This window comes from Yersinia vastinensis (genome assembly GCF_902726565.1).
Classification (GTDB): domain Bacteria; phylum Pseudomonadota; class Gammaproteobacteria; order Enterobacterales; family Enterobacteriaceae; genus Yersinia; species Yersinia vastinensis.
Window position 1 is genome coordinate 67831 of the sequence record NZ_CACVAF010000004.1, and the last position, 15828, is coordinate 83658.

Genomic DNA, 15828 nt, shown 5'->3' on the forward strand with positions numbered 1-15828 from the left:
AGGTGACAACTTGTATATGCTACAAAACGGCTTAATAGCACGGGGAATACTGTGAATCCAAAAGTCGGTTGCCTAATGGCAATTTTATTGCTGGCGGGGTGTGCCAAACCAACCCCTCCACCGCAAGCAAATAATGGGTGGCTGAAGAATGCGCCACAAGGTGGTTTCCTTAATGCACCAAAAAGCAGCTCAGGTTCAAGTACAGTTGCGTATAGCGATGTAATTAAACAAGCGGCCAGCCATTATGGTGTTGATGAAACTTTAATTAAAGCCATTATCCAAGTGGAGTCTGGTTACAATCCTAATGTGGTGAGTACTTCAAATGCTGTGGGTTTAATGCAGATTAAAGCTTCTACCGCAGGCCGTGATGCGTACCGGATGAAAGGGCGCAATGGACAACCGAGTTCTGGCGAATTAAAAGATCCGGTGAAGAATATTGATATTGGCGCCGCTTATATCAATATTTTGCAAAACCAGCAGTTAGCGGGAATCAGTGACCCGCAGACTTTGCGTTATGCCACTATCGTTTCTTATGCTAATGGTGCGGGTGCCATGTTGCGGACATTCTCATCAGATAAACGTCTAGCAGTGAATAAAATAAATAGCCTTAGCCCGAACGAATTTTATCAGCATATACAGAAGAAACACCCAGCGGCACAAGCACCACGATATTTGTGGAAAGTGGATACTGCTTACCGAGCGATGTCAGAGTAATATTAAAACGCTAACCGATGTAGTCCATGGACGCTGTAACTTGTATTAATAAGTATAAACATCGGCTAGCGTTTCTTTCTTAGTTCTCGTTATTTGTCATGCTATCGGTGGGTGGTAGTTTGCAATAATATCCAGTACCCCATTAATAATAAATTGCACTCCCATGCACACTAATAAGAACCCCATCAGACGTGAAATCGCTTCAATGCCACCTTTTCCAACCCAGCGCATAATAGCTCCAGAGCTGAGTAGCGATCCCCACAAAATTAGCGATACACTTAGGAAAATCAGTACCGGTGCCACCGTAACAATCCACGGGCTGAACATAGCATGGCCTTTTACTGAGGCGGCGGAACTGATAATCATGGCAATGGTCCCCGGCCCCGCAGTGCTAGGCATAGCTAATGGCACGAAGGCAATATTAATAGATTTCCGCTTCTTTAAATCCTGTGATTTTGCTTCTAACTGAGTATCTTCAGCTGATTGCTGGGGGAAAAGCATACGAAAACCAATAAATGCCACAATCAGCCCGCCAGCAATTCGTAAACCGGGAATTGAGATACCGAAAGTACTCATAACGACCTGCCCGGCATAATAAGCAATGGTCATGATAAAGAAGACGTAGATTGATGCCATCTTTGACTGGTGATTGCGCTCTTCGCTAGTCATATTGCCGGATAAGCCGAGCAGTAGAGCAACTGTCGTTAATGGGTTTGCCAAAGGGAGGAGTAACACCAACCCTAAACCAATGGCTTTAAATAATTCGAAAATTTCATGCATCAATCTGGCTCCAAAAAATAACTTCAAACGTACCCGATGAAAAGAAAACCAATCAGGTAATTAGCCGCATAGTGGGTCAATATACCCATAGACGAAATGATTACTTGCCTTGCCACTCTACGCGATACGTTGGATAAAAGGCTATAGCCAAAAACATGAGTGTAGCTGCAGAGCCGTCATACTTTTGTTGATTCCTATCACTTGGAGAAGTCAGGGTTCGGCCATTTCAAGACCAAAAGGGATATGTGACGCAGATCAAATCTCTGACGGGCAACTGTTGGTTCAATACTTTAGATCCAGAATAATCATGTCAGCATCAATTTCTGTAAGGAATATGGCTTTGTGTATTTGTGATATTAGCGTTGAAGATGAATATATTCGCCAACCATTATCGGCTTCGGTTGCGTGGGTGCTTGATACACAAGCGGCACGAACCCGGGGTCGTTTGCGTTTTTTAAAACCTAAACGCGAAGCTCGTCCACGTTGGCGCTTAGCGCCACTCAAAGATACCTATGAGATTCGCTTTTATCCTAATCGCTTACCCGAACTCTGGTTTTTCAGTGCGGAAAATGCGTCTCGGAAACGGCTTTGATATCTCATTAACTCAGTGTGCTAGAAAAATTTATAGATTAAGTAACAACGAATAGAAAGCATGGTTCTATATCAAATGAATCATGTTTTGATTTGTGATGATGCTATTTTAACTCGGGGCCAGCATGGCATTTTCAGACTGTGAACGTAAGGCATTGTTGGCCGTAAAAGGGGTTGGTCCCACGGTGATTAAGCGACTGGAACAACTTGGTTTTACTTCATTGAGTCAACTAAGCCAGGCCGATATGAATGAGGTGGTCAGCAGCGCTGCCGCAATGGTGGGGTCAACATGTTGGAAAAACAGCCCTCAAGCGCGCTCGGCAATTCAAGCGGCAATAAATTTGGCTAAAACACATTCAATTGAGTGAATGCTTTTCAGCTATTAGCATTGTCAGTCAGTTCTCTTCTTTAACTATCTGTCTTATCTTGCACAGCACGTTTATTTTCTTGCGGCTTGGCGGAATAAGGCATTAATAGGTCATCCAGTATCTGCATTCTTTCCTCTATCGGAATATACAGCCAGCGCACAAACCAAGATGTTTTCTCAGAGCATTGTTGATGTGTTTGGCGAAAGTAAAGTTCGAGACCTGACAGAACCTCGGCGACTCTTTTCATCACATATCTCCCCTTTGTTGACCAGTGAACAAATGATAAACAACAAAATACGGAAGAAAAACGGATGGAATCTATTTTATTGTTCAGTATTTATCGCAAACCAGTTACAGCATTCATCTATGAGGGGATAACAGTGGGATGTTAATTTTGGTGTAAGAGGGGACTGACCAAATAAAACGCCCCGACTGCGTAAACAATCGGGGCGGCGTTCCAGTAACCATTGCTACACGGAAACGGAAATTTATTATGGGCACTTCCTGTTGAAATAGCAATACACCCAGTGTTACTCAAAAGCAATAGATCATAATGTAAATCATTGTAGGCGGGGATATTTGCCTTTATGCGGCTGACACCGATGGTATGTATGATAAAATTCATTTGCTTCGCCAAAAGTGATATGTCAAAGAATTACCTCGGCGCTTTGCTTGTTTGTCTTTAGCTATTATCGAAATTTTCTAATTCTAAAACAGACACAATTTTAATTCTCAGTACGCGTTTTAGCGATTAGGAGCATGCTATGGTTGGGCCATTTATTAACAGCGCGGGGATAATTCTCGGCGGTATTGTTGGTGTCTTACTTGCCCGCCATGTACCCAAACGTTTGCAAGAGGGGCTGCCTGCAACATTCGCGTTGGCCTCAATTTCCATCGGCATCGTGATGGTTATAAAAGTGCATTTTATGCCAGCGGTGATTTTGGCATTGATTATCGGGACAGCAGTAGGAGAGTTATTGTCACTGGAGCAGGGTGTAAAATGGGGGGCAAATAAGACCCGCGGCTTATTAGAGCGAGTAATCCCATCGCGTAGTACACTGCCACCGCAAGAATTTGCACAAAGCTTCACGGCAATGATTGTACTGTTTTGTGCAAGCGGGCTAGGGGTGGTTGGTTCTTTAACTGAAGGGATCACCGGTGATTTTCAGCTGCTATTTGTAAAAGCCCTGATGGACTTTTTCACCGCACTCATTTTTTCTATCTCTCTGGGCATTGCGCTGGTGGCGATTGCTATTCCCCAATTGCTCATTCAGATTGCTTTGGTTTTGTTGGCAAAGCTTATTATGCCTTATATGGATGATATCGCCTTTGCTGATTTTTCGGCCTGTGGTGGGATTATTATGATTGCGGTGGGGTTACGAATTGCTCAGATTAAAATATTTGCGGTAGTGAATTTCTTGCCAGCGTTGTTGTTTGTCGTCCCTATATCTTATTTATGGCGCTATTTTATGGGGTGAGAATTTTAGTAAATAGTACTGTTCTCGTCTGAAACGGTGAACTTCTTTGCCAATATCTATCATCGAAGTAACCGTTTCAGTGTGGTGTAATGATATGTTTTTATTTTGATTATTTTTTATTTAGCCAATTTTTCGGCACAAAAACTTACCTTTAATCACGCCATCAAAAAAACGACCTTTTGAAACTACAGACATAAAATTCTGATGAACACGTTCAGGGACACCAAGATATTGATAAATACCTTGTTCACGGAACTGTATCTCCAGCATGCGATTTTCGGGATCATAACCAATCGACAAAATTCTGGAGGACGTAACAGGTTGTCGCTGCAATAGTTGACCCTCAGTTATACGGTGTTGATATCATGGTGATCGTAGAGCAATTTAAGCATGATAACTTTGTCGGCGATCATTATCACTGTTTAGTGCGAGTATCGCCGATGTATTTTCATGGGCACTTCATTTTATTCTGAACTGACGTCTGGTGATAGAGAAACCATGGTGCAGGGGAGTCGTGATAGTGTTTGTCATTGTATTAAGTAGTGATAATATGAGACCCCTTTGTGGCATGATCTATGTCACAAACTGAATTTTGCACACAGTTGCGGACCAATATAACAAACGTGGGTTAAATTGATGTCGCAACTTTTCGAAATTAAACAATAATTACGTCTTGCATGTGATCTGTCGTGTGGGTCACCACTGTAGATAAGGAATTAGAATGCCCGTTATTACCCTTCCTGACGGTAGCCAGCGTCAATACGATCACGCCGTTTCTGTTCTTGATGTGGCTTTAGACATCGGCCCCGGTTTGGCAAAAGCCTGTATTGCTGGACGTGTTAATGGTGAACTGGTCGATGCCAGTGATCTGATCGAATCTGATGCGCAATTGGCCATTATCACCGCTAAAGATGCTGAGGGGCTGGAGATTCTCCGTCACTCATGTGCTCACCTTTTGGGGCACGCGATTAAGCAACTTTGGCCTGATACTAAGATGGCTATTGGCCCAGTTATCGACAACGGTTTCTATTATGATGTTGATATTGACCGTACCTTGACGCAGGAAGATTTGGATCTGCTAGAAAAGCGGATGCACGAACTTGCCGATAAAGATTACGATGTCATCAAGAAAAAAGTGAGCTGGCAAGAAGCCCGCGATACTTTTGCTGCTCGTGGTGAAGATTATAAAGTGGCTATTCTTGATGAGAATATCAGCCGCGATGATCATCCTGGTTTGTATCACCATGAAGAATACGTTGATATGTGCCGCGGCCCACATGTGCCTAATATGCGTTTCTGCCATCACTTTAAATTGCAGAAAACATCCGGCGCTTATTGGCGTGGTGACAGCAAAAATAAAATGCTGCAACGCATTTACGGCACGGCTTGGGGTGATAAAAAGCAACTGAATGCTTATCTGCAACGCTTGGAAGAAGCGGCCAAACGCGACCATCGTAAGATTGGTAAGCAATTGGACCTTTACCACATGCAGGAAGAAGCGCCAGGTATGGTGTTCTGGCATAATGACGGCTGGACTATCTTCCGTGAACTGGAAACTTTTGTGCGTATGAAGCTCAAAGAGTACCAGTATCAGGAAGTAAAAGGGCCGTTTATGATGGACCGCGTACTGTGGGAAAAAACCGGACATTGGGAAAACTATGCGGAGCATATGTTTACAACCTCTTCGGAAAACCGTGAGTACTGTATCAAGCCAATGAACTGCCCAGGACACGTACAGATCTTCAACCAAGGGTTGAAGTCGTATCGTGACCTGCCATTACGTATGGCTGAGTTTGGTAGTTGTCACCGTAACGAGCCATCAGGTGCGCTGCACGGCTTAATGCGAGTGCGTGGCTTTACTCAGGACGATGCACACATCTTTTGTACCGAAGAGCAGGTTCGCGATGAAGTGAACAGCTGCATTAAGATGGTGTACGACATGTACAGCACTTTTGGCTTCGAAAAGATTGTGGTCAAGTTGTCCACGCGCCCTGAAAAACGTATTGGCAGTGACGATTTATGGACTCGTGCTGAGGAGGATTTAGCCGCGGCGCTGACTGAAAACGGTATTCCGTTTGATTATCAGCCGGGTGAAGGTGCCTTCTATGGACCGAAAATTGAATTTACCTTGCATGATTGTTTGGATCGTGCGTGGCAGTGTGGTACCGTACAGCTCGATTTCTCATTACCGGGCCGCTTAAGTGCGTCTTACATCGGCGAGAATAACGATCGTCAGGTGCCAGTAATGATTCACCGGGCTATTTTGGGGTCAATGGAGCGCTTCATCGGCATTTTAACCGAAGAATATGCAGGCTTCTTCCCAACTTGGTTAGCACCGGTACAAGTCGTGGTGATGAATATCACCGATAGCCAGTCTGATTATGTCCAACAAGTGACCAAAAAACTGCAAGATGCAGGGATTCGGGCAAAAGCGGACTTGAGAAATGAGAAGATTGGCTTTAAAATTCGTGAACATACGTTGCGTCGGGTTCCATATATGTTGGTCTGTGGCGATAAAGAGGTCGAATCAGGCAAGATTGCCGTTCGTACCCGCCGCGGAAAAGACTTGGGAAGCTTGGACGTCAACGTGGTCGTAGACCAGCTGCTAGCAGAAATTCGCAGCCGTAGTCTTCATCAACTGGAGGAATAAAGTATTAAAGGCGGAAAACGAGTTCAACCGGCGCGTCCTAATCGCATCAACAAAGAGATTCGCGCCACAGAAGTTCGCTTAACAGGCGTCGATGGTGAGCAGATTGGCATTGTCAGTCTGAATGAAGCTCTTGAAAAAGCTGAGGAAGCTGGTGTTGATTTAGTAGAAATCAGTCCGAATGCCGAGCCGCCGGTTTGCCGTATCATGGATTACGGCAAATTCCTCTATGAGAAGAGCAAGTCGACAAAAGAACAGAAGAAGAAGCAAAAAGTCATTCAGGTCAAGGAAATCAAATTCCGTCCTGGTACCGATGATGGCGACTATCAGGTCAAACTACGCAACCTGATTCGCTTTCTGGAAGATGGCGATAAAGCCAAAATCACTCTGCGATTCCGTGGACGTGAAATGGCGCACCAACAGATCGGCATGGAAGTTCTTAACCGTGTCAAAAAAGATCTGACTGAAGATTCTGATTTGGCCGTTGTGGAGTCTTTCCCGACTCGTATCGAAGGTCGTCAGATGATCATGGTGCTCGCACCTAAGAAGAGACAGTAAGGCATACAAGTAACAGGCTTCTTTGCGCTTGCGCAGCGGAAGTCTGTTCGCCTAGCTAGCTCGTTGTAATTAACAATGCGAAGTGGATATATTCAATGCCAAAAATTAAGACAGTACGCGGCGCCGCTAAGCGCTTCAAAAAGACCGCTAATGGTGGTTTTAAGCGTAAGCATGCTAACCTGCGTCATATTTTGACCAAAAAAGCTACTAAGCGTAAACGTCATTTACGTCCAAAAGGCCTGGTATCTAAGAACGATCTGGGTCTGGTCGTGGCATGTCTGCCGTACGCATAAGTAATTTTGGTTTGAATTAAGACGATAGGAGAAGTAAATGGCTCGCGTAAAACGTGGTGTGGTAGCACGTGCACGTCACAAAAAAATCTTAAAGCAGGCGAAAGGTTACTACGGTGCCCGTTCGCGCGTTTATCGTGTTGCTTTCCAGGCAGTAATCAAGGCAGGCCAATATGCCTACCGTGACCGCCGTCAACGGAAGCGTCAATTCCGCCAATTGTGGATTGCACGTATCAACGCAGCTGCTCGTCAGAATGGTCTGTCTTACAGCCGTTTCATCAATGGTCTGAAAAAGGCTTCTGTTGAAATCGACCGTAAGATTCTGGCTGACATCGCAGTATTCGATAAAGTGGCATTCTCTGCACTGGTCGAAAAAGCGAAAGTAGCTCTGGCGTAAGTCAGAATTGAAGAGGGAGCTTGTCTCCCTCTTTTAATCTTTATCTTCTTCGTAAGAAGGTCATCTCAATGATGCATGCAGTTACTTTTCGCTTCTTTTTTTACTTTAGCGCCTGATTTCAGGAGGCTTGCGCGTAAGAATAGAAACGAAAAATAGCGCCTAAGCCTCCCATAGTGGAGGCTTTTTTATTTGTGTTTTAGGGCGCTGTTCGACCCTTTAAGCTGGTATTACTCGTGGGCTATTTCGGAGTGTTGATTGAACCCAATTTTTTAGGTAATCCAGCAGATTTTTTGTCAACGTGTTGAATATTAGATTGTTAGTTATCAGGGTTGTATTAACAAATTTATATAGCTGCATTTCTACATAGTTATCAATTTCTATAACATTAATTTATATAACTACAAGCGGGCCATACCGGCCAGAGGAAGAGGAAACAATGCCACATCTCGCAGAGCTGGTTGCCAAAGCTAAAGCAGCCATAGAAGATGCCCAAGATGTTGCCGCGTTGGATTTGGTGCGCGTCGAATATTTAGGCAAAAAAGGCCATTTGACCCTTCAAATGACATCGCTGCGTGAGCTACCAGCAGAAGAGCGTCCAGCGGCTGGCGCTGTCATTAATCAGGCCAAACAAGAAGTACAAGAAGCACTTAATGCGCGTAAGGATAAGCTAGAATCAGCGATTCTGAATGCTCGATTAGCGGCAGAAACCATTGATGTCTCTTTGCCGGGGCGCCGTATGGAAAATGGTGGGTTGCATCCTGTAACCCGTACTATCGATCGTATCGAAACCTTCTTTGGTGAATTAGGCTTTTCCGTTGAGTCTGGCCCTGAAATTGAAGATGACTATCATAACTTTGATGCATTGAATATTCCGGCTCATCACCCAGCTCGCGCTGACCACGATACCTTCTGGTTTGATGCGACTCGCTTGTTGCGTACTCAGACATCAGGTGTGCAGATACGTACTATGCAAGGCCAACAGCCACCGATTCGGATTATCGTGCCAGGCCGTGTTTACCGTAACGATTATGACCAAACACACACACCAATGTTCCATCAAATGGAAGGGCTGATTGTTGACCGTGATATCAGCTTCACTAATTTGAAAGGGACGTTGCACGATTTCTTGCGTAACTTCTTTGAAGAAGACTTGCAAATTCGTTTCCGCCCATCATATTTCCCATTCACTGAACCTTCCGCTGAAGTGGATGTAATGGGGAAAAATGGTAAGTGGCTTGAAGTGTTGGGTTGCGGCATGGTACATCCAAATGTATTACGAAACGTAGGCATTGATCCTGAGGTTTATTCAGGGTTTGCATTTGGCATGGGAATGGAGCGCTTAACAATGTTACGTTACGGCGTCACCGATCTGCGTGCATTCTTCGAAAATGATCTGCGTTTCCTCAAACAGTTTAAGTAAGGCGGGAATATCTCATGAAATTCAGTGAACTTTGGTTACGCGAATGGGTAAACCCAGCCATTAGCAGTGATGATTTAGCCCATCAAATTACGATGGCCGGTTTAGAAGTTGATGGCATAGATGCTGTTGCTGGTGAATTTAATGGTGTCGTTGTCGGCCACGTTGTTGAATGTGGACAACATCCAAATGCAGATAAACTGCGTGTCACGAAAGTCGATGTAGGTGGTGACCGCTTGTTGGACATCGTGTGCGGTGCTCCTAATTGTCGCCAGGGTTTGAAAGTAGCGGTTGCGACTGTGGGTGCTGTGCTGCCGGGTGATTTCAAAATTAAAGCAGCGAAATTGCGCGGCGAACCATCAGAGGGCATGTTGTGCTCGTTCTCTGAGCTGGCTATTTCAGAAGATCACGACGGTATTATTGAGCTTCCTGCTGATGCGCCGATTGGCGTCGATCTGCGTGAATATTTGCAGTTGAACGACAAAACCATCGAAATTAGCGTCACGCCAAACCGTGCTGATTGCTTAGGTATTATTGGTGTTGCACGTGATGTTGCTGTGGTCAATCAGCTACCCCTCACCGAACCGGATATGAGTCCGGTTGCCGCATCTATTGCGGATACTTTCCCGATTCGCGTTGATGCGCCGCAAGCTTGCCCACGCTATCTGGGGCGAGTTGTTAAAGGTATTAACGTCAAGGCTGCGACACCATTATGGATGCGTGAAAAACTGCGTCGCTGTGGTATCCGCTCTATTGATCCCGTTGTGGATGTCACAAACTTCGTGTTGCTTGAGTTAGGCCAGCCGATGCATGCGTTTGATCTGGACCGTATCGACGGTGAGATTATTGTCCGCTTAGCGAGCGAAGGTGAAGAACTCACTCTACTGGATGGCACTAAAGCCAAATTAAACGCAGACACTCTGGTTATTGCCGATCAGCAAAAACCTTTGGCGATGGCCGGTATTTTCGGTGGTGAGCATTCAGGTGTTAACGAAGAAACCCGCAATGTATTGTTGGAGTCGGCATTCTTTAGCCCACTTTCAATCACAGGGCGCGCGCGTCGGCATGGTCTGCATACCGATGCTTCTCATCGTTATGAACGTGGTGTTGATCCCGCGTTACAACATAAAGCCATTGAACGTGCTACACGGTTATTAATTGATATCTGTGGCGGTGAAGCTGGCCCTGTCATTGATGTGACTGCAACGGCAGAATTGCCAAAACGTGCCACTATTACCTTGCGTCGTGAAAAGCTGGATCGTCTGATAGGGCACCATGTGCCTTCAGAGCAAGTCAGTGACATTCTGCGCCGCCTTGGCTGTCAGGTAACAGAACTCGGTCCTGATTGGCAGGCAGTAGCACCAAGCTGGCGTTTCGATATGGAAATCGAAGAGGATCTGGTAGAAGAAGTTGCACGTATCTACGGCTATAACAATATTCCAGATGTGCCTATTAAAGCTGACTTAGTGATGACGAAACATCGCGAAGCAGACTTACCACTTAAGCGTGTTAAGACTGCGTTGGTCGATCGCGGCTATCAAGAAGCAATTACTTACAGTTTTGTTGACCCTAAAGTGCAGGCGCTATTGCACCCACAACAAGACGCATTAATTTTACCAAGCCCGATTTCGGTCGATATGTCTGCTATGCGGCTGTCATTGCTGACAGGTTTGCTGTCGGCGGTAGTTTACAACCAGAATCGCCAGCAATCTCGTTTACGGCTATTTGAAAGTGGTTTGCGCTTTGTGCCTGATACTACTGCAGATCTCGGGGTCCGACAGGATGTCATGCTAGCAGGCGTGATTGCAGGGCACCGTTATGAGGAACATTGGGATCTGGCGCGTCAGCCAATCGACTTCTATGATTTGAAGGGTGATCTGGAAGCAATTCTGGAACTTACCGGCAAATTATCTGATGTTCAGTTCCGTGCGCAAGCGCATCCTGCACTACATCCTGGGCAGAGTGCTGCAATTTATTTATCAGGGGAACACATTGGTTTCATTGGTGTAGTTCATCCTGAACTGGAACGTCAGCTGGATCTAAACGGCCGTACTGTGGTGTTTGAAGTTCAGTGGAACAAGCTTGCAGACCGCGCCGTGCCTCATGCTAGCGAGATTTCTCGCTTCCCGGCAAACCGTCGCGACATCGCTGTTGTGGTAGCTGAAAACGTTCCCGCAGAAGATATTTTGGCGGAGTGTAAGAAAGTTGGCGCAAATCAGGCAGTTGGCGTAAACTTGTTTGATGTGTACCGTGGCAAGGGCGTAGCAGAAGGCTATAAGAGTCTAGCTATTAGTCTGGTGTTGCAGGATACCGCCCGTACACTGGAAGAAGAGGAGATCGCCGCTACTGTCGCAAGATGTGTAGAGGCGTTAAAACAGCGATTCCAAGCATCCTTGAGGGATTGAACCTATGGCGCTTACTAAAGCTGAAATGTCAGAACATCTATTTGAAAAGCTAGGGCTTAGCAAACGAGATGCCAAAGATCTGGTTGAGTTATTCTTTGAAGAGGTACGTCGTGCTCTTGAGAATGGCGAACAGGTCAAACTGTCTGGCTTTGGCAATTTTGATCTGCGAGACAAGAACCAACGTCCGGGCCGTAATCCGAAGACGGGTGAGGACATTCCTATTACGGCGCGCCGTGTGGTGACTTTCCGTCCAGGGCAAAAGCTAAAAAGCCGGGTAGAGAGTGCCACTCCAAAAGAGTGAGTGTTTCCCGAACAAAAGGCCGCGCAAGCGGCCTTTTTCTTTGGTGTCGTTTGTCTCACTTTAATATGGTAGGAAAATTTAAGTGATGGGTACTCTGATTATTCTTCGAGTATAGGACCTGTGTGTCTAGAATCAATAATTGATATTTACCTTTCTGACTTACGGAAAAATACGATAACAGTTAGTCGTGAAATATTTTTTTGATTAAAAATTAAATTTTGTGATTTATAGAATAATAAAAAATTAGAAATTTCCTATTGAAATAAGGTGAGCACATGTTAAGCGTTTTTATTAAAGTGGCGAATGATTATTATATTGCATACTAGAGCCTCTGTGATGACCACCTCCATGTCCACCGCCTGGTGGTGGGAGGAGACAGCAAGCCGAGAGTGAAAAGCTCAATAAGAGCACGCCTACTATTGATATTATCCGACGCATTATAATTTTCTCATATTAAAATTATATGGATATGAAAGGTAATTATAATTCAATATAAAAACCGCAGCTGTAAGTTCAGTGTTAAGACATGTTAGGAACAGTAGCAGGTAGTTATATCTAATAAGAAACGATTGTATGGATTTCGTAAATATTCTGAAATGAAATAGAAAATGGGAATTTATCTGATAGAAGCTGGTTATTTTCGTTGATATAAATTTATCAACTGTTAATAATATATTCGGATGTATATGAAAAAATATCTATTCCTACTGGGTGTTCTGTCATTAATGCCACTGATTGCGCAGGCAGATGTCTCACTTGATATTAATATCCCCGGTGTTAGTTTGCATTTAGGTGATCAAGATAACCGTGGCTACTACTGGGATGGCTATGATTGGCGTCCACCACAATGGTGGCATGAGCATCGTGGTGGTCATATTGGCGATCGCAATGAGCGTGGTTATTATTGGGATGGAGGCCGTTGGCAGCGCCCATCAGAACAGGATGGCCATAATCCATTTAAAGGCCAGAACCATGGGGAGCCGCAGCATAATAACCGTGATGACCAAAATCATTCACCACAGCACAACGATAATAATGGGCATGGTAAACCTGGCAATAATAATGGACAGGGAAACAGTGGTAAACAAGGCGGCCCAAATAATCATGGTGGGCAAAGTAACAATAGTGGCCGGGGAGGGCAGCAGGTTTATCCACCACAAAAAAATGGCTATCGCTGATATATTCGCCATTTTTTGATAGGTTGGGTGATGACAATCATGTTGCCATAACTCAATACTAATCAGGCATCACTTGTCATTGAATAAACGCTAATTTTGCCTTGAGAATCGGTGGCAAGATTAGCGTTTTCCATTAATAAAAAGTCATATTTTTCATGCAAATCTTTTCCAGATTACGTTAACATCCTAATCTCTGGGCCTAGTGGGTATCGATTACTGATTTTTATCAGGTATCTTAAGGTCAACCCTGAGCTCATCTCTGAGGATGTAATGCAGACCAGTCAATTATTTACCTCACTTCAGCAGCGACAGCAACAGCGTGATAGCCGCTACCTGAAGGGGTTGGTTGTCATATTGTTGTTAGCTCTGGTCATCAGTTTATGTGCCGGTGATATTTGGATTTGGCCTGCACAATGGGCCAGTGAAACAGGGCAATTATTTGTTTGGCAATTGCGTCTACCCAGGGCTTTGGCCGTCATGATGGTAGGAGCAAGTCTTGCCGTCTCAGGGGCCGTTATGCAGGCTTTATTTGAGAATCCATTGGCGGAACCGGGCCTGTTAGGTGTCGCTAATGGTGCAGGTGTTGCGCTGGTTATGGCGGTATTGCTTGGACATGGATTATTACCAATCTGGTTTTTAAGCACCTGCGCGATTGCCGGCGCTTTATTTATGACAGCCCTATTACTCGGTTTTGCCCGCCGGCGCTTATTAACCAATGCCCGCCTATTATTGGTTGGCGTTGCTTTGGGAATTGTATGCAGTGCCATTATGACGTGGGCGGTCTATTTCAGTACCAGCCTAGATTTACGACAATTAATGTATTGGATGATGGGCGGGTTTAGCGGTATTGACTGGCGGCAGCAGGGGTTAGTATTAGCACTCTTACCCATTGTGGTTTGGCTCTGTTGCCAAGGGCGCGTGCTCAACTTTATGTCTCTTGGAGAACAGCAAGCCAGACAATTAGGGATTCCTCTTCATTTATGGCGCAACTTATTAGTGCTCGCGATTGGTTTACTTGTGGGAATTAGTGTTGCTTTGGCGGGCGTCATTAGTTTTATCGGCTTGGTTATTCCCCATATTCTGCGGTTGACTGGTTTAACGGACCAACGTCGATTATTGACCGGATGTGCTTTAGCCGGCGGTGGAATATTGTTACTGGCTGATGTTGTTGCGCGTATTGCTCTATTCTCTGCAGAATTGCCGATTGGTGTTGTGACTGCGACATTAGGCTCGCCATTATTTATCTGGTTGCTGACAAGAGTGAAAAGTGTAAAGTGATCTGTCTTACGTCGATTTACACTCCGGCAGGTTTACCTGCTTATCATGCTGAATAAGGATTCTTCCTAAATGAGTCATTCAATTTACTCCATTCCATTGAAAACCATTGATAGTCAATCAGTTAAGCTGGAAAAGTATAAAGGTTCAGTTTTGTTAGTGGTCAATGTGGCTTCTCAGTGTGGATTAACCAAACAGTATGAAGGCTTGGAAAGTCTGTATAAGACATACCAGCAGCAAGGTTTTGAGGTGCTGGGGTTCCCGAGTAACGAGTTCGCAGGGCAAGAGCCAGGCAGCGACGAAGAAATTCAGGCATTCTGTCGAGGGACATTTGGCGTCGATTTCCCAATGTTCAGCAAAATTGAAGTCAATGGCGCACAACGCCATCCTTTATATCAGCATTTAGTCGCGGCAAAGCCCGTCGCAGTGAAACCGGAAGGTAGCGAATTTTATCAACGTTTAGCGAGTAAGGGGCGTGAGCCAAAACACGAGGGTGATATTCTGTGGAATTTTGAAAAGTTTCTGATTAGCCGTGATGGTGTGGTGCTAGAGCGTTTTTCCCCAGATATGACCCCAGAAGACCCTATTTTAATCAATGCAATTACACACGCGTTAGCGGCTCACTAATTACGGATGAAAGATTTATTTTGATGTTATTGCAACTCAGCGAAGTGACTGTAGAAGCCCGTCTGGCGCCGTTCTCAACACAGGTGAATGCTGGGTTGCAAATTCATTTAATCGGCCCAAACGGTGCGGGGAAAAGCACGCTATTAGCCTCATTGGCTGGGTTGCTACCCGCGGGGGGAGACATTGTTCTGGCGGGGAAGTCATTATCCACTTATTCGGGTCATGAATTGGCGCGGTTGAGGGCTTATTTGTGTCAGCAGCAGTCTGCTCTGACAATGATGCCGGTTTTCCAATACCTTTCTCTTTATCAGCCTGCAGGTGTTACCCAAGACGCAGTAGCCGCGACAATTGGTTATCTGTGCAAAAGATTAAGATTAACTGATAAATTATCACGGATGCTATCTCAACTTTCCGGCGGAGAGTGGCAACGTGTACGTCTTGCTGCCATATTTTTGCAGGCTTGGCCCGATATCAATCCAGAGAGTAAATTGTTGTTGCTTGATGAGCCATACACGGGGCTGGATGTTGCACAAAAAGTGGCGTTGGATGGTTTGCTACGTGATTTTTGCTCTGCGGGGCGCAGCGCAATAATTAGTGCCCATGATCTGAACCATACTTTACAACAGGCTGACCAAGTTTGGTTGATGGCTCGAGGAAATATCCTTGCGCAAGGTAAGGCTAAGCAGGTAATGGAAATGAACCTTTTATCGGAGGTATTTGAAGTCGATTTTCAAATTCACAGCTTTAATCAGCAGAATTGGCTCATTACAAAGAATATTTAATAGTTACATTTTTTATTAAC

Annotated in this window: 19 protein-coding genes and 1 other annotated feature; of the genes, 16 read left to right on the forward strand and 3 right to left on the reverse strand. The window is 45.0% G+C overall.

The window, feature by feature from the left end; all coding sequences use genetic code 11:
- Window positions 1–51: 51 nt before the first annotated feature.
- On the forward strand, window positions 52–714 hold the full coding sequence (locus tag HUZ92_RS07135; protein ID WP_050097539.1) for a transglycosylase SLT domain-containing protein: 663 nt from the start codon (window positions 52–54) through the stop codon (window positions 712–714).
- A gap of 96 nt (window positions 715–810) precedes the next feature.
- Here HUZ92_RS07135 and HUZ92_RS07140 read toward each other — a convergent pair whose 3' ends face one another.
- Entirely contained in the window at window positions 811–1494 is a 684-nt protein-coding gene (locus HUZ92_RS07140) for a MarC family NAAT transporter (RefSeq protein WP_050097540.1), read from the reverse strand.
- Between the two features lie 340 nt (window positions 1495–1834).
- Between HUZ92_RS07140 and HUZ92_RS07145 the strand changes: the two genes are divergently transcribed.
- Both HUZ92_RS07145 and HUZ92_RS07150 read left to right on the forward strand, forming a co-directional pair.
- Window positions 1835–2086, forward strand: coding sequence for a hypothetical protein (locus HUZ92_RS07145; RefSeq protein ID WP_050097753.1), 252 nt, complete (start codon window positions 1835–1837; stop codon window positions 2084–2086).
- Window positions 2087–2210: 124 nt separating this feature from the next.
- Window positions 2211–2453 carry a Pathogenicity locus gene (locus tag HUZ92_RS07150; protein WP_050097541.1) on the forward strand — a complete coding sequence of 81 codons (243 nt, stop codon included), beginning with the start codon at window positions 2211–2213 and terminating at the stop codon, window positions 2451–2453.
- Window positions 2454–2493: 40 nt separating this feature from the next.
- Here the strand turns inward: HUZ92_RS07150 and HUZ92_RS07155 are convergent, their stop codons facing one another.
- On the reverse strand, window positions 2494–2700 hold the full coding sequence (locus HUZ92_RS07155; protein ID WP_050097542.1) for a hypothetical protein: 207 nt from the start codon (window positions 2698–2700) through the stop codon (window positions 2494–2496).
- Between the two features lie 517 nt (window positions 2701–3217).
- Between HUZ92_RS07155 and HUZ92_RS07160 the strand changes: the two genes are divergently transcribed.
- A complete protein-coding gene (locus HUZ92_RS07160) occupies window positions 3218–3931 on the forward strand; it encodes a DUF554 domain-containing protein (protein WP_128450810.1) in 714 nt (237 codons plus the stop codon).
- 120 nt (window positions 3932–4051) lie between these two features.
- Here the strand turns inward: HUZ92_RS07160 and HUZ92_RS07165 are convergent, their stop codons facing one another.
- Window positions 4052–4264 (reverse strand): KTSC domain-containing protein, encoded by a 213-nt coding sequence (locus tag HUZ92_RS07165; RefSeq protein WP_005161573.1) that lies wholly within the window; start codon window positions 4262–4264, stop codon window positions 4052–4054.
- A gap of 388 nt (window positions 4265–4652) precedes the next feature.
- On the opposite strand from HUZ92_RS07165, the gene thrS reads away from it, so the two are divergent.
- The 12 genes from thrS (at window position 4653) to btuD (ending at window position 15808) form a co-directional block, all read left to right on the forward strand.
- A complete protein-coding gene (thrS, locus tag HUZ92_RS07170; protein ID WP_050097544.1) occupies window positions 4653–6581 on the forward strand; it encodes a threonine--tRNA ligase in 1929 nt (642 codons plus the stop codon).
- A 3-nt stretch (window positions 6582–6584) separates the two neighbouring features.
- The gene (infC, locus tag HUZ92_RS07175; protein ID WP_011816226.1) at window positions 6585–7136 is read left to right on the forward strand and encodes a translation initiation factor IF-3; all 552 of its coding nucleotides are present in this window, start codon (window positions 6585–6587) and stop codon (window positions 7134–7136) included.
- A 95-nt stretch (window positions 7137–7231) separates the two neighbouring features.
- A complete protein-coding gene (gene rpmI / locus HUZ92_RS07180) occupies window positions 7232–7429 on the forward strand; it encodes a 50S ribosomal protein L35 (protein ID WP_002211834.1) in 198 nt (65 codons plus the stop codon).
- 37 nt (window positions 7430–7466) lie between these two features.
- Entirely contained in the window at window positions 7467–7823 is a 357-nt protein-coding gene (rplT, locus tag HUZ92_RS07185) for a 50S ribosomal protein L20 (protein ID WP_004706556.1), read from the forward strand.
- 67 nt (window positions 7824–7890) lie between these two features.
- Window positions 7891–8013 (forward strand) — a sequence feature (Phe leader region).
- On the forward strand, window positions 7895–7939 hold the full coding sequence (gene pheM / locus HUZ92_RS21020) for a pheST operon leader peptide PheM (protein ID WP_223300610.1): 45 nt from the start codon (window positions 7895–7897) through the stop codon (window positions 7937–7939). (Overlaps the previous feature by 45 nt.)
- Window positions 8014–8259: 246 nt before the next feature.
- Window positions 8260–9243 carry a phenylalanine--tRNA ligase subunit alpha gene (pheS, locus tag HUZ92_RS07195; protein WP_050097545.1) on the forward strand — a complete coding sequence of 328 codons (984 nt, stop codon included), beginning with the start codon at window positions 8260–8262 and terminating at the stop codon, window positions 9241–9243.
- 14 nt (window positions 9244–9257) lie between these two features.
- On the forward strand, window positions 9258–11645 hold the full coding sequence (pheT, locus tag HUZ92_RS07200; protein ID WP_145579933.1) for a phenylalanine--tRNA ligase subunit beta: 2388 nt from the start codon (window positions 9258–9260) through the stop codon (window positions 11643–11645).
- A gap of 4 nt (window positions 11646–11649) precedes the next feature.
- The gene (gene ihfA, locus HUZ92_RS07205) at window positions 11650–11946 is read left to right on the forward strand and encodes an integration host factor subunit alpha (RefSeq protein WP_002211830.1); all 297 of its coding nucleotides are present in this window, start codon (window positions 11650–11652) and stop codon (window positions 11944–11946) included.
- Window positions 11947–12632: 686 nt separating this feature from the next.
- Window positions 12633–13124, forward strand: coding sequence for a DUF2502 domain-containing protein (locus HUZ92_RS07210; RefSeq protein WP_050097547.1), 492 nt, complete (start codon window positions 12633–12635; stop codon window positions 13122–13124).
- 270 nt (window positions 13125–13394) lie between these two features.
- On the forward strand, window positions 13395–14402 hold the full coding sequence (gene btuC, locus HUZ92_RS07215) for a vitamin B12 ABC transporter permease BtuC (protein WP_050097548.1): 1008 nt from the start codon (window positions 13395–13397) through the stop codon (window positions 14400–14402).
- Window positions 14403–14471: 69 nt separating this feature from the next.
- Window positions 14472–15026 (forward strand): glutathione peroxidase, encoded by a 555-nt coding sequence (locus HUZ92_RS07220; protein WP_145579934.1) that lies wholly within the window; start codon window positions 14472–14474, stop codon window positions 15024–15026.
- A gap of 23 nt (window positions 15027–15049) precedes the next feature.
- Complete coding sequence (gene btuD, locus HUZ92_RS07225) at window positions 15050–15808, forward strand: vitamin B12 ABC transporter ATP-binding protein BtuD (RefSeq protein ID WP_164908420.1); 759 nt, start codon at window positions 15050–15052, stop codon at window positions 15806–15808.
- The last annotated feature ends 20 nt before the right edge of the window (window positions 15809–15828 follow it).

Coding starts and splice junctions, on each gene's coding strand:
- HUZ92_RS07150 (WP_050097541.1), top strand. CDS start 2,211: ATGGCATTTTCAGACTGTGAACGTAAGGCATTGTTGGCCGTAAAAGGG.
- HUZ92_RS07220 (WP_145579934.1), top strand. CDS start 14,472: ATGAGTCATTCAATTTACTCCATTCCATTGAAAACCATTGATAGTCAA.
- HUZ92_RS07210 (WP_050097547.1), top strand. CDS start 12,633: ATGAAAAAATATCTATTCCTACTGGGTGTTCTGTCATTAATGCCACTG.
- rplT (WP_004706556.1), top strand. CDS start 7,467: ATGGCTCGCGTAAAACGTGGTGTGGTAGCACGTGCACGTCACAAAAAA.
- HUZ92_RS07160 (WP_128450810.1), top strand. CDS start 3,218: ATGGTTGGGCCATTTATTAACAGCGCGGGGATAATTCTCGGCGGTATT.
- thrS (WP_050097544.1), top strand. CDS start 4,653: ATGCCCGTTATTACCCTTCCTGACGGTAGCCAGCGTCAATACGATCAC.
- btuC (WP_050097548.1), top strand. CDS start 13,395: ATGCAGACCAGTCAATTATTTACCTCACTTCAGCAGCGACAGCAACAG.
- ihfA (WP_002211830.1), top strand. CDS start 11,650: ATGGCGCTTACTAAAGCTGAAATGTCAGAACATCTATTTGAAAAGCTA.
- btuD (WP_164908420.1), top strand. CDS start 15,050: ATGTTATTGCAACTCAGCGAAGTGACTGTAGAAGCCCGTCTGGCGCCG.
- pheT (WP_145579933.1), top strand. CDS start 9,258: ATGAAATTCAGTGAACTTTGGTTACGCGAATGGGTAAACCCAGCCATT.
- rpmI (WP_002211834.1), top strand. CDS start 7,232: ATGCCAAAAATTAAGACAGTACGCGGCGCCGCTAAGCGCTTCAAAAAG.
- HUZ92_RS07155 (WP_050097542.1), bottom strand. CDS start 2,700: ATGAAAAGAGTCGCCGAGGTTCTGTCAGGTCTCGAACTTTACTTTCGC.
- pheS (WP_050097545.1), top strand. CDS start 8,260: ATGCCACATCTCGCAGAGCTGGTTGCCAAAGCTAAAGCAGCCATAGAA.
- HUZ92_RS07140 (WP_050097540.1), bottom strand. CDS start 1,494: ATGCATGAAATTTTCGAATTATTTAAAGCCATTGGTTTAGGGTTGGTG.